10 protein-coding genes are annotated in these 11,892 nt (G+C 70.4%); 4 read left to right on the top strand and 6 right to left on the bottom strand.

Going from position 1 to position 11,892, the window contains the following annotated elements:
- The first annotated feature begins 177 nt into the window (after positions 1-177).
- From TBR22_RS14640 to TBR22_RS14630, 3 genes are read left to right on the top strand one after another with little or no spacing between them, the layout of a single operon-like run.
- Positions 178-1,824 carry a hypothetical protein gene (locus TBR22_RS14640; RefSeq protein ID WP_239488585.1) on the top strand — a complete coding sequence of 549 codons (1,647 nt, stop codon included), beginning with the start codon at positions 178-180 and terminating at the stop codon, positions 1,822-1,824.
- A 13-nt stretch (positions 1,825-1,837) separates the two neighbouring features.
- On the top strand, positions 1,838-2,284 hold the full coding sequence (locus TBR22_RS14635) for a hypothetical protein (RefSeq protein ID WP_239488584.1): 447 nt from the start codon (positions 1,838-1,840) through the stop codon (positions 2,282-2,284).
- Positions 2,284-3,582 (top strand): VWA domain-containing protein, encoded by a 1,299-nt coding sequence (locus tag TBR22_RS14630; protein WP_239488583.1) that lies wholly within the window; start codon positions 2,284-2,286, stop codon positions 3,580-3,582. Before TBR22_RS14635 ends, TBR22_RS14630 begins: the two co-directional genes overlap by 1 nt.
- A gap of 125 nt (positions 3,583-3,707) precedes the next feature.
- Here TBR22_RS14630 and TBR22_RS14625 read toward each other — a convergent pair whose 3' ends face one another.
- From TBR22_RS14625 to TBR22_RS14600, 6 genes are all read right to left on the bottom strand, one after another.
- Entirely contained in the window at positions 3,708-5,048 is a 1,341-nt protein-coding gene (locus TBR22_RS14625; RefSeq protein ID WP_239488582.1) for an aspartate kinase, read from the bottom strand.
- Positions 5,045-6,301, bottom strand: coding sequence for a threonine synthase (locus TBR22_RS14620; protein ID WP_239488581.1), 1,257 nt, complete (start codon positions 6,299-6,301; stop codon positions 5,045-5,047). Before TBR22_RS14620 ends, TBR22_RS14625 begins: the two co-directional genes overlap by 4 nt.
- Before the next feature lie 12 nt (positions 6,302-6,313).
- Complete coding sequence (gene thrB / locus TBR22_RS14615) at positions 6,314-7,240, bottom strand: homoserine kinase (RefSeq protein WP_239488580.1); 927 nt, start codon at positions 7,238-7,240, stop codon at positions 6,314-6,316.
- Positions 7,237-8,487 carry a homoserine dehydrogenase gene (locus tag TBR22_RS14610; protein ID WP_239488579.1) on the bottom strand — a complete coding sequence of 417 codons (1,251 nt, stop codon included), beginning with the start codon at positions 8,485-8,487 and terminating at the stop codon, positions 7,237-7,239. The genes thrB and TBR22_RS14610 overlap by 4 nt, the downstream gene beginning before the upstream one ends.
- Before the next feature lie 339 nt (positions 8,488-8,826).
- On the bottom strand, positions 8,827-9,768 hold the full coding sequence (locus tag TBR22_RS14605; protein WP_239488578.1) for a LysR family transcriptional regulator: 942 nt from the start codon (positions 9,766-9,768) through the stop codon (positions 8,827-8,829).
- 158 nt (positions 9,769-9,926) lie between these two features.
- A complete protein-coding gene (locus TBR22_RS14600; RefSeq protein WP_239488577.1) occupies positions 9,927-10,163 on the bottom strand; it encodes a hypothetical protein in 237 nt (78 codons plus the stop codon).
- Between the two features lie 294 nt (positions 10,164-10,457).
- Here TBR22_RS14600 and TBR22_RS14595 point away from each other — a divergent pair, with 294 nt between their 5' ends.
- The gene (locus TBR22_RS14595) at positions 10,458-11,723 is read left to right on the top strand and encodes a M20/M25/M40 family metallo-hydrolase (RefSeq protein WP_239488576.1); all 1,266 of its coding nucleotides are present in this window, start codon (positions 10,458-10,460) and stop codon (positions 11,721-11,723) included.
- Positions 11,724-11,892: the final 169 nt, after the last annotated feature.

Below are 11,892 nucleotides of genomic sequence, written 5' to 3'. Positions count from 1 at the left end.
GGGGCTAAGTAGCCTGAAAACAGGGCGTTAGGGATTCCGGATGGCCTGTGGCAGAATAGGGACCGCCGAGCGCAACTCGCTGGCGATTGGTTACATATCCATGCTAGCATTCCCCGTTTGCCGCCGCGTGGCAGGCGCGGGGCACGCCGGCACCCATTGTGGGGCCGCGGAGGCTGTGTGGCGATTCTGATCCGTCCGGTACGCGAACAGTTCGAGCACGACCGAGTCATCCGGGCGTTGGAACTCTCGTTCGGCGAGAAATTCGTCGTCGAGGTGAACGTCGGGGACGAACGTCGCGTGTCCATCAAGACGGGCACGGGCCAGGCCTACCCGGACCTCATCCTCACGCCCCGGGACGCCGCCGGCAAGCCGCATGCGGTGATCGAGGTCGAGACCGGCGAGTCGGTCAACAACCTCGAGGCCATGTACCAGTGGGTCCTGTTTGCCAAGGCCCGCGCGCAGTTCCGGCTCTACGTGCCGGTTGCCTGCATCGACGCCACCCGCCGCCTCTGCGCCCAGCACTCGATCGCTCCCGCCGAAATCTGGTCGTACGGATCCCTGGGAGGCGACCAGATCCGACTCGAGCGCGTGTTCCGCGACCCGGCACTGCCTGCCGAGCCCGGTGTGCCGACCGACACGCCGCTGGTCGACATCGTCTCGATCAAGACCCGCCGGGCCAGCGACATCGAGGCTGCCGTCGAGTCGGCCATCCAGAACCCGCGCCGCGACGAAACGCCCATCGACAGCCGCCGCGCCATCGCCGAGGCGGCTGCGGCTGCCGCCGCGGAACCCCTGCGTCTCCCGCCGCTGAAGGCCAAGCCGTCCAAGGCCAAGATGGCCAAGCCGGCCAAGGCGGCGACGCCGGCGCCCGCACCTGCAGGGGCACCGGCACCGGCCGTCGATGCGTCAGGCAAGAAGGCGCCCGCGCCGCCGGTCGTCCTGTCGGAGGCTGCCGCACGGGCGAAGGCGGCCATCAAGGAAGCGGCCGAGAAGCGTGCGCCCGCACGGATGGCGGCCGCGGCAGAGGCGGCGGCCAGGTCCGCGCCGGCCCCCGTACCCGTTCCTGCGCCAGTCGTCGATCCGGTGGCGTCGCCCGCGCCCGTACCCGTATCGAAGGCGACGCCGAAGGTGCCCGCGGTCAAGCCGGAGCCCGCCAAGGCGGCGCCAGCCAAGCCCGCGACCCCCAAGCCCGCCGCTGGCAAGCCGGCTGTGGCCCGCCAGGTCCCCGAGAAGGCCGCCGTCGCCAGGCCGAGCGGCACCGGCAAGGCCGCCGCTGGCAAGCCCGCGCCAACCAGGGGCGCGGTCGGCAAGCCGGTTGCCGCCAAGCCGGCCCCGGCCAAGCCGGCCCCGGCCAAGTCGATCCCGGCCAGGTCGGCCACGCCCAAGTCGGCCAAGCCCGCCAAGGTGGCCAAGCCATCGGCCGGCAGGGCGGTGGCCCCGGCCGCACGCAAAGCGGCGGCCGCTCGCCCCGCGGCCAAGCCGGCCAAGCCGGTCAAGCCCGCGCGCGCCGTGACGGCCAAGCCCGGCAAGGCCAAGGCGGCGGCCCGTCCTCAGGCGTCGGGCGCGACCAAGGCGTCGGCCAAGAAGTCGGCGCCCGCGCGTTCGTCGCGAGCGGTCGTCACGCCGAAGGGGAGCCGCGCCGCGGTCGCCCGCCCGGCAACCAAGGCGCGTCCGTCGGCCCGTCCCACGGCCAAGGCGGCGCGACCGGCCGCACGTCCCGCCTCCCCGGCAGCCAAGACCGTCAAGGGCGGCCGGCCGTCGCCTCGTCGTCCCGCGGTGAAGGCGCCGGCGCGCAGCGCTGCGGCCAAGCCGAAGCGGAAGTAAGGACGAGACACGCGTGCCGCTGATCCGACTGGCCCGGGACAAGCGCGGCCTCGATACCCTGTACCTGTTGCACCAGCGTCCTGATGGTCGCGGGGAGACGCGCTTGCGTGTCCTCTACTTCTGCGCCATGCCGCAGGGGCAGTCGTTCGGGCGAGGCCCCCTCGATCCAGGGACCCAGCGTGCCCTCGAGCAGCGCTATCCGGACGTGTCGTTCGACTGGCCGGCGCTGCTCAAGGAGATCGAGCAGCGGCGCCTGCCGCCGCCGATCGAGCCGCAGGCACGTCGGGGCCGTCCGCCCGGCAAGGCCGAACGGCGCCCGCCCGCGTCTGAACCTCCGGCCGACAAGGCCGCCGCCGGCAAGCGGAAGCGCCGGCGCGGCGGGCAGGGCGGCGCGCAGGAGCGTGCCGCAGGCGACCGGCCCGACACGCCCGGCGCCACAGCGGCCCCTATAATCGAATGATGCCTGTACGACTGAGCCGACTCGGCACGCTGTTGGCGGCGGCCCTGCTCGGCGTGGCGACCCTTTCCGCGCAGCAAGCCCCGCCGGCCGCACCGCCCCAGGCCCCCCCGCAGGCGCCGGCACCGGCGGCGCCGCCGGAACAGCCGCGCGCCGACTTCAGCACCGTCACCAGCCTCGTCAGCACCGACGTCATCCCGCGTGACGGCGCCGGGCAGTTCCTCGCCGACCTGAAGAAGGAAGACTTCGTGGTGGTCGAGGACGGCGTCCAGCAGACGGTGGCCTCCCTCACGCTGGTGCACGGCGGCCGCTACTTCAACCTCGCTGCGCCACCGCCGGCGCCCGTCGAGGAAGGCATGGTGCTGCCGCCACCGCGTCCCGTGAACGACGCGGCCGGGCGCATCTTCATGCTGTTTGTCGACGACCTGCACCTCGACTTCCGGCAGACGCCGCGCATCCGCGACCTGTTCAAGAAGATCTCGACGCAGTTGATTCACGACGGCGACATGTTCGGCATCGTGTCCACCGGCCCGTCCTCGATCTCGGTGGACCTGACCTATGACCGCAAGCGCCTCGACGAGTCGATCAAGAAGATCAGCGGCAGCGGCCTGAAGCCGAAGGACATCCTCGAGCAGCCCAACGGCCAGCAGGGCAACCAGGAACTCCGCTACCGCGCGCACGTGGCCTTCAGCACGGCCTTCGACCTGATGCGGGAACTCGAGAAGGTGCAGAACCGCCGGAAGGCGCTCATCTTCGTGAGCAACGGGTTCGACTTCGACCCCTTCCCGCAGGGACGGCTGCAGCGCGACGCGCTCTACGGCTACAACCAGACCGGGATGGACCCGCGTGACCCTGCGGCCGTGACCAACCGGCAGGGGCAGCAGTTCGCCGATGCCGACCTCGCGCGCGAGCTGGCCGACCTCACGCGCGCGGCCAATCGCGCCAACGCCACCATCTACACGATCGACCCGCGCGGCCTGGTCGGCGGCGCCGAGATGGACGACGAGGTCGACATGGTGGAATGGGGCAACCACGTTCGCAAGACGCAGGACAGCCTGCGCGTGCTCGCCGAGGAGACCGGCGGCACCGCCGTGGTCAACCAGAACGACTTCGAGCGCGCGCTCAAGAAGATCGACGCCGAGACGAGCGACTACTACGTGCTCGGCTACTACTCGAGCAATCCCGACCCGACCCGCAAGCGGCGGGCCATCGAAGTGAAGGTCACCCGCCCGGGTGTCAACGTGTGGGCGCGCAAGGGCTACGCGCTCAAGACGCCGAAGGACGACGACAAGAGCAAGTGACGTTCGACGTGTAACGTGTGACGTCAAGCGCCAAGCGCAGACCGTCAAACGTCAAACGTCAAACGTCAAACGTCAAAGGGCCGCCGTGCGCAGTGCGCAGGCGGCCCTTTTCTCGTCCGGGCGTGTCAGCGCGCGCTGCGGCGCTTGCTCGCCGTCGTGGCCGGCTTGGCGGCGACCTTCCGCGCCGGGCGGCTGGTCGACGGCCGACGCGTCGGCGTCGTGGCCCGCGGGGCCGCCGGCCGGGCGGTGCCGAAGAACTCCCCGTGCACCGCGCGCACCGCGTTGTCGAGGTCGCTGCGGGTGATCACGCAGCTCACCTTCATCTCCGAGGTGCTGATGCAGTCGATGTTGACGCCCACCTTCGCGAGGGCCGTGAACATCCGCGCCGCGAGGCCGGGCGTCGACGCGATGCGCGAGCCGACGATGGCGATCTTGGCCACGTCGAGATCGACCTGGACTTCGCCGACGATCTTCTTCTTCCGCCAGGTCCGCGCGAGTTCCTCGATGCGGTCGACCTGGTCGTTGTCGGTCACGAACGTGATGCGGTTCCGGTCGTGGCTCGGCGCGGCCTGGATGATCAGGCGGACGTTGACGTCCTCCCGCGCGAGGTCGCGGAAGATCGCCGCCGCCAGCCCGGGTTCGTCGCGCACCTCCAGGAGGGTGACCTTGGCGATCTTCTTGTCCGACGTGATCCCGACGACTGCGGCGTTCTCCATCACTCCTCCACGAATCCACGTGCCCTGGCGTCGATGGAACGTCGACCGCACATGGATGGGCACGTCGTACTGCATGCAGATCTCGGCCGCCCGGGGGTGCAGCACCTTGGCGCCGCTGGCCGCCAGCTCGATGGCCTCTTCGTAACTCAGCTCGGGCACCATTCTGGCGCCCTCGACGGCGTTCGGGTCGGCCGTGTACACCCCGTCCACGTCGGTGCAGATCTCGCAGACGGGCGCCTGCAACGCCGCCGCCAGGGCGGCGCCGGTGATGTCGCCGCCGCCACGCCCGAGCGTGGTGACCTCGTGGTCGCTCGTCACGCCCTGGAAGCCGGCGACGATCACCACGCGGCCGCTCTCGAGCTCGTGCACCAGGCGGCCAGTCTCCACGTTGGCGATGCGCGCCTTGTTGAACGAGCCGTCGGTGCGGATGCCGCACTGCGCCGCGGTCAGCGACACGGCTGGCACGCCGCGATCCTGCAGCGCGAGGCTGAGCAGCGACACGGCAATCGTCTCGCCACAGGCCAGCAACTGGTCCATCTCGCGTCCGGCCGGGTGGCGGGACACCTGGTTGGCCATGCCGATCAGCTGATCGGTGGTCTTGCCCATCGCGGAGACCGCCACCACCATGTGCCTGGCCTCGGCCTGGCAGGCGATGATGCGGTCGGCGACGTTGCGGATGTGCTCGGGCGTGGCGACCGAACTGCCGCCGTACTTCTGGACCAGGAGCTTCGAGCGTACGAAGCGACTCATGCGCCTTCCTCGCCCACGCCCGCGAGCGTTCCCGCGAGGTAGGCATCGACGTCGTCGAGTGAGCGGCTGATGCGGACGGCCCTGGCCACGCGCTCGGTCATGATGTCGGCCGTCTTGTAGCCGTTGCCGGTGATGCAGACCACGATGGATTCATCGGCGGGGATGCGCCCCTGGGCAATCAGCTTGCGCGTCACGGCGACGGTCGTGCCGCCGGCCGGCTCGGTGAAGATGCCTTCCGTGTCGGCCAGCAGGTTGATGCCGTCGAGGATCTCCTCGTCGGTCACCATCTCACCCCAGCCGCCCGACTCGCGCAAGACCTCGAGCACCTGGAACCCGTCGGCGGGGTTGCCGATCGCGATCGACTTGGCAATCGTCGACGGCTTGACGGGGTCGGGGTAGTCCAGGCCCTGATGCAGCGCCCGGACCACCGGGGCCGATCCGGCCGCCTGCGCGCCGTACATCTTCGGCAGCTCGCCGTCGGCCAGGCCGAGTTGCTGCAGCTCGCGGAAGCCGCGGAAGATGCGCGGCAGCAGCGTGCCCCCGGCGACCGGCGACACGACGTGCTGCGGAAAGCGCCACCCGAGCTGCTCGACGATCTCGAACCCCATCGTCTTGGCGCCCTCGGCGTAGTAACTCCGCAGGTTGATGTTGGCAAAGCCCCATCCGTGCTTGTCGGCCACCTGCGAGCAGAGCCGGTTCACGTCGTCGTAGTTGCCGCGCACGGCGAGCAGCGTCGGGTGGTACACCGCCGAGCCGAGCACCTTGTAGGGCTCGAGGTCGTCGGGGATGAAGACGAAGCACTTCAGGCCGAGGCGCGCCGCGTGCGCCGCCACGCTGTTGCCGAGGTTGCCGGTGGACGCGCACCCGAACGTGTCGAAGCCGAGTTCGACGGCGCGCGTCGCCGCCACCGACACCACGCGGTCCTTGTACGAGAGCGTCGGATGGTTGACGCCATCGTCCTTGACGTAGAGCTCACGGACACCGAGGCGCGCGGCCAGGCGCGGCGCCGGGACGAGCGGCGTGAACCCCGAGCCGAAGCCGGTGAGGGGCTCGCCGGTGATCGGCAGCAGCTCGCGGTAGCGCCAGATGTTGCGGGGGCGGGCGGCGATGGCCTCGCGCGTCAGCGTGGCGCGGGCCTTCTCGTAGTCGTACACCGGCTCGAGCGGGCCGAAGCACTGGTCGCAGACGTAGGTGGCCTCCGCGGGGAACGCGGCGTGGCACACGTGGCATTGCAAACCGATCAGCGTGGACACGATGGGAGTTCCTTACCCGTGGGACACGGCCAGCGGCGTGGCGTGCGCCGGCTGGTGGATGTCGAGCACGCGAATGGTGACGGCAGGGTCGATCGTGGCGTAGGCGCCGCGCAGCGCCTCGACGACCGGGGCAGGATCGCCGCCGACGCACACCGCGACGGACGGCCCCGCGCCGGAGAGGAAGGCGCCGAGCTTGCCCGGCACCTCGAGGGCAAGCACGGCCTCGAGGCCGGGCACGAGCGCCGCGCGGTACGGCTGGTGGAGGCGGTCCTCGAAGGCGTCGCGCAGCACGTCGGTGCGCCCGGTGGCGACCGCCTGCATCAGCAGGGCGACGCGCTGCACGTTGAAGATCGCGTCGCCTCGCGACACCTGCGCCGGCAGCACGGCCCGCGCGGTCTTGGTGAGCAGCGCGCTGGAAGGCGTGGCGACGACCAGGCGCACCGCCTCGGGCCAGCGTGAGGCAACCGCGACGACGTGCCCGTCCGGTCGCACGCAGCCGGCCACCAGGCCGCCGAGAATCGCCGCGGTGACGTTGTCGGGGTGTCCCTCGATCGCCGTGATGACGTCGATGAGCAGCGAGTCGGTCACGCCGGGCATCACCAGCGCGGCCAGTCGTCCGCCAGCCACCAGGGCAGCGGCGCTGCTGCCCAGGCCGGCGCACGGCGGGATGTCGCAGGTGACCGTCACGTCCACCGAGGGCACGGTCGCCAGGCCGAGCGCCGCGCGGACGGCCTCGAAGCCGGTGGCGATGAAGTTGTCGCCCGGTGGGACCGCGCCGGTGAAGGTGCACCGGACCTGGCCGCGACCGTCGTCGGTGATCGCGGTGACGTCGGCGCGCAGGTACAACTCCAGCGCGAGGCCCAGGGCGTCGAACCCCGGGCCGAGGTTCGACGTCGATGCCGGCACGACGACCGTGGAGAGCGGGCGGGCAGCGGTCATGCGAGGACGGGCAGGCAGAGGGGCGGGGTCACGTGGAACGGCAACGTCTCGATCTCACGCAAGGCCCGCGCCATGGCGCTGGTCGGACAGGCTTCGAGCGTGATCACGAACGGCAGGCGTTCCTTCGTGTTGCCCGGCTCCTGCAGGACGGCGTCGATGTTGATCCCGTGCGCCGAGAAGATCGACGCGAGGCTGGCGATGATGCCGGGCTGGTCGCGCACGACCAGGCGCAGGTAGTACGGCGCGACCGTCAGGTTGCTGACCGAGGCGGGCGCCGCGGTCGCGGGCCACGAGGCCGGCGCGCCGCCGGCCCGCCGCGCGATGGCCAGCAGGTCAGACACCACGGCGACCGCCGTCGGGAAGCCGCCGGCGCCATAGCCCGAGAAGGTCGTCTCCTTGCCATACACGCCGCCGGCGACGATGAGGTTCTGGCTGCCGATGACGCGCGCCAGCGGCGAGGTGAGCGGCACGAGTGCCGGGCCGACCCGCGCCTCCACCGAGCCATCGACCACCGACACGCGCGAGACCTGCCGGATCGTCGCCTGCAGTCGGCGCGCGTACACGAAGTCGTCGTCGCTGATGGTCCGGATGGACTCGGCCGGTACGCTGGCCGGGGCGAGGTCCAGTCCGAGACCGACGCGGGCGAGGATGCAGAGCTTGGCGCGCGCGTCGTAACCCTCGAGGTCGTCTGTCGGGTCGGCCTCCGCGAAGCCGAGTTGCTGGGCCTCGGCGAGCGCGGCGTCGAACGGCAGGCCCGCCGACTCCATGCGCGTCAGGATGTAGTTGCAGGTCCCGTTGAGGATGCCCGACACCGTCGTCAGGCGGTCGCCGGCGATGCCCTCGCGCAGGCCCCGCACGACGGGAATGCCGCCGCCGACGGCGGCCTCGAACAACAGGTCGACGCCGCGTCGGGCCGCCTGGGCGAGCAGCGCCTGGCCGTGCGTGGCAATCAGCTGCTTGTTGGCCGTGACGACCGGGATGCCTGCCTCGATCGCCCGTTCATGCCAGCTCCGCGCCGGTTCGAGGCCACCGGTCACCTCGACGATGACGTCCGGGCCCGCGTCGAGGACGTCCTCGATGCGCTCGGTCCAGGTGACCGAGGAGGGCACCCAGTCGACCTGCTTGCGGGCGACGTTGCGATTGAAGACGTGCGTGAGCGTCAACAGGCCGTCGGTCCGTTCCACGAGCAACCGCGCCACCGACTGGCCGACGGTACCGAATCCGAGCAACCCCACGGACAGAGCCATCCGGTGAATTCTACAGGTAATGCGGATATGCGCATGGCTGGATGCAGCGAGGTATGACGGACAAACGCCGACGGCGGACGCCGGACGCCGAAGGCCGGGCGTTCCAGCCCGAGCGCGCGGCTTCCGACGTCCGGCCCCGGCCCTTGAAGCGAAAAAGGGGCCGGACGGGTGCGAGTCGTCCGGCCCAAGGAGGGACGTGCGTACTGGCTTGTGTGGTGCGGCACGCGTGTCCGCGTGCTGGGCGCACACTACTGCTTATGCGCACATCAAGGGAAATAGAATGATGTTATCGGTCGAATGCGGGGGCGTTATGCGCGACTGGGCTGGTCCGCGTTTCGCTCAGGCGTGCACGTCAGGGCCGATGCGGTCCCGGCCCGGGGGCGGGATCACCCGCAGCCTCGGCTTCACGCGCTCGAAGGATGCCAGTACTTCCTGCACGGCCCGCGGCACGCGATTGGCGCGGACGTAGACCCAGCCGGTCTCGCGGATGAGGGTCTGGCCGACGATGCGGGCACAGAAGAACTGTCCGGAGGCGACCTCGCGTGCGACGCTCTGGTACGAGATGATCGACAGGCCGAGCCCGGCGCGTACCAGCGCCTTGATGATCTCGACGTTCTCCGTCTCGGTCACGATCTGCGGCGCGATCTGGTTGCGCAGGAAGAATTCGTCGACGACACGGCGGGTGTTGGAGCCGGTCTCGAACAGCACGAAGGGCTGATCGCGGAGGTCGGCGGGCGTCACGCGGGCCTTGCTCGCCAGCGGGTGGTTCGGCGAGGAGACGACCAGCAGTTCCTCCTGCAGGGCCGGCACGGTCACCAGATCCGGGTCGTTGATGGGCAGCGTGAGCAGGGCCACGTCGGCCAGCCCCGAGCGCAGACCCGTCAGGCACTTGTCGGTGGCCCCGGCGGTGATCTTGATCTCGGCGTCCGGGTGGTGCTTCCGGAAGTCGCGAAGGAGGGCGGGAAAGACGTACAGGCTGACCGTCATGCCACCGGCCAGCCGCACCGGTCCGATCAGCGAGGCTTGCGTATCGGTGATCCGCGCGACGGTTTCCTTGAGGTCCAGGAACACCCGATGGCTCAGCTGCAGCAGGGCTTCGCCGGCCGGGGTGATGCGGATGCGCCGCCCGATCCGCAGGAACACCGCTTCGTTCAGTTCCTCCTCGAGCAGCAGCACCTGCCGGCTGATGGCCGACTGCGACACGTTGAGCTTCACGCCGGCGGCAGTGAACGAACCGGTTTCCGCGATGGCGCGGATGATCTCGAGTTGGCGCAGGTCCATGAGCGGCGGGAGGGTGGCCGCAGCGTACCAGAAGGGGGAGCAATCAGGAATCCACGCCCCGCGGCGGCGCGGCCGCGGCGACGCGGCGCGTCGGACCACGGCGCGGGCCGACGCGCCCCGAGACCGGGCCGGTGGTCAGGCCGGCCGGTGCCGGAGCGTCAACGAGCCGGGGCGCGGTAGGCCGGCGCCGGCACGACGGTGGTGGTCGAGGCGGTGGCGACCGCCCGTCGGCGACGCGCCATCACGGCGTGGTTGCGGCGATGGCTCTGGTCGCCACAGCTGGTGCTCTTCTCTTCGACGTACGTCACCACGCTGATGGTGCCGGCATCCCGATAGTGCCCGACCAGGCATCCACAGGACAGCGTCTCGAATCCCAACAGCTTCACGATGCTCATGACCGCCCCCCGCCCTTGACCCGCTCCGGCGCACCCCCGCGCCAGATGTCGATCATCCATGCACGTGTCGTGCCGCCATTGGCCAGCTTGCCACGAGGCCGACAACGGCCTGCATTCCTTGTCACTTCTCGGGATTGTGCCAGCCGGATGTCACCATCGTGTGACGCCGGAACGCGTTTCGTGGTCTCTCGAAGGGCCATAAACTTCACAAATTCGTATCTGCCCTGCGAAAAGTTGGAGTAGGGGCAGCGGGACGCGCCGCCCCCCATGTATGATCCGCGAGTGCACACAAGCATGACGGTCAGGCGACAGGTCATGGCGCTCGGCGTGGTGTTCTTCCTCGGCAGCGGGGCGCAGGCGCAACAAGGGGCGGCAACGCTCGCCACGCGGCTACTGGGGCAGGCCGACGTCGCGGCCGCCGTCGCCGCGGCCGACACGCTCGAGCCCTGGGTGATCGACCAACAGGTGGCCCTCTGTGAGGTGCCGGCCCCGCCTTTCAAGGAGCAGGCCCGAGCAGAGGTCGTGCGGCGGGCCTTCGCGGATCTGGGCCTGCGACGGGTCCGCGTCGACGCGGTCGGCAACGTCATCGGGGAACGCGACGGCACGAGCGCGGCCGGACCGCACCTGGTGTTCAGCGCGCACCTCGATACGGTGTTCCCCGACGGCACCGTCGTGAAGGTCCGGCGGGAGGGCACGCGATTGCTGGGGCCGGGCATCACCGACGACTGCCGTGGGCTGGCCGTGCTCCTCGGCGTCGTCAAGGCCATCGGAGAGGCCGGCGTGAAGGCCCCGGGCCGCATCTCCTTCGTGGCGACCGTCGGCGAGGAAGGGCTCGGTGACCTCCGGGGCGTGAAGCACCTGTTCGGCCCCAGCGGCCTCGGACGCATCGACCGCTTCGTGTCGATCGATGGGGCGGGGCTCGAGATCACCAACGGCGGCGTCGGCAGCAAGCGGTATCGCGTCACCTTCACGGGGCCCGGCGGCCACAGTTACGGTGCGTTCGGGATGCCCAACCCCATCCACGCGCTCGGGCGGGCGGTTGCCGCCATCGGCGCGCTCGACGTGCCCGCGACGCCGAAGACCACCTTCAACGTCGGACGGATCGGCGGCGGGACGTCGGTGAACTCCATCCCCTTCGAGGCCTGGATGGAGGTGGACCTGCGTTCCGAGTCGGCGAGGAGCCTTGCCGATCTGGACACGCGGGTCCGCAGTGCCATCGAGGCGGCCGTGGTCGCCGAGAACGGTCGCTGGCGGCATGCGAGCAAGGTCAAAGCCGACGTGAGGCTGGTGGGAGACCGACCGGCTGGTCGGACGGCCGACACCTCCGACATCGTCCTGGCGGCCCGGTCGGTCCTCGAGGCGCTGAAGCAACCGGTGGTGCTCGACACGTCCTCCACGGACGCGAACGTGCCGATGAATCTGGGCATCCCGGCCATCACGATCGGTGGCGGCGGAACGGGGCAGGGTTCGCATTCCCTCGACGAATCCTTCGATTCCCGCGACGCCGTTGTCGGGTTGCGGCAGGCCATCCTGCTCGCGGCGGCGCTCGCCCAGCCCTGAGGCGCGGAGGTCGGCGCGACCGGCCGACGGCCACGTCCGGCCGCCATGTCCGCCACGTGGACATCGCGGCACGACTTTCGCGATGCATGGGTTGCAAGTGCTTGCAAGGAAAGGCTCCTGTAAAGACAATCTGCTAGACTGACGATGTCCCTTACAGAGGCCCCTCGCC

This window comes from Luteitalea sp. TBR-22, from assembly GCF_016865485.1.
Classification (GTDB): domain Bacteria; phylum Acidobacteriota; class Vicinamibacteria; order Vicinamibacterales; family Vicinamibacteraceae; genus Luteitalea.
This window is presented reverse-complemented; position numbering and strand designations above follow the sequence as displayed.

What these genes read in the sequence shown, in the direction of transcription:
- TBR22_RS14630 (WP_239488583.1), top strand. Translation starts at nt 2,284, where the DNA reads ATGCCTGTACGACTGAGCCGACTCGGCACGCTGTTGGCGGCGGCCCTG.
- TBR22_RS14625 (WP_239488582.1), bottom strand. Translation starts at nt 5,048, where the DNA reads ATGAGTCGCTTCGTACGCTCGAAGCTCCTGGTCCAGAAGTACGGCGGC.
- thrB (WP_239488580.1), bottom strand. Translation starts at nt 7,240, where the DNA reads ATGACCGCTGCCCGCCCGCTCTCCACGGTCGTCGTGCCGGCATCGACG.
- TBR22_RS14610 (WP_239488579.1), bottom strand. Translation starts at nt 8,487, where the DNA reads ATGGCTCTGTCCGTGGGGTTGCTCGGATTCGGTACCGTCGGCCAGTCG.
- TBR22_RS14605 (WP_239488578.1), bottom strand. Translation starts at nt 9,768, where the DNA reads ATGGACCTGCGCCAACTCGAGATCATCCGCGCCATCGCGGAAACCGGT.
- TBR22_RS14600 (WP_239488577.1), bottom strand. Translation starts at nt 10,163, where the DNA reads ATGAGCATCGTGAAGCTGTTGGGATTCGAGACGCTGTCCTGTGGATGC.
- TBR22_RS14595 (WP_239488576.1), top strand. Translation starts at nt 10,458, where the DNA reads ATGACGGTCAGGCGACAGGTCATGGCGCTCGGCGTGGTGTTCTTCCTC.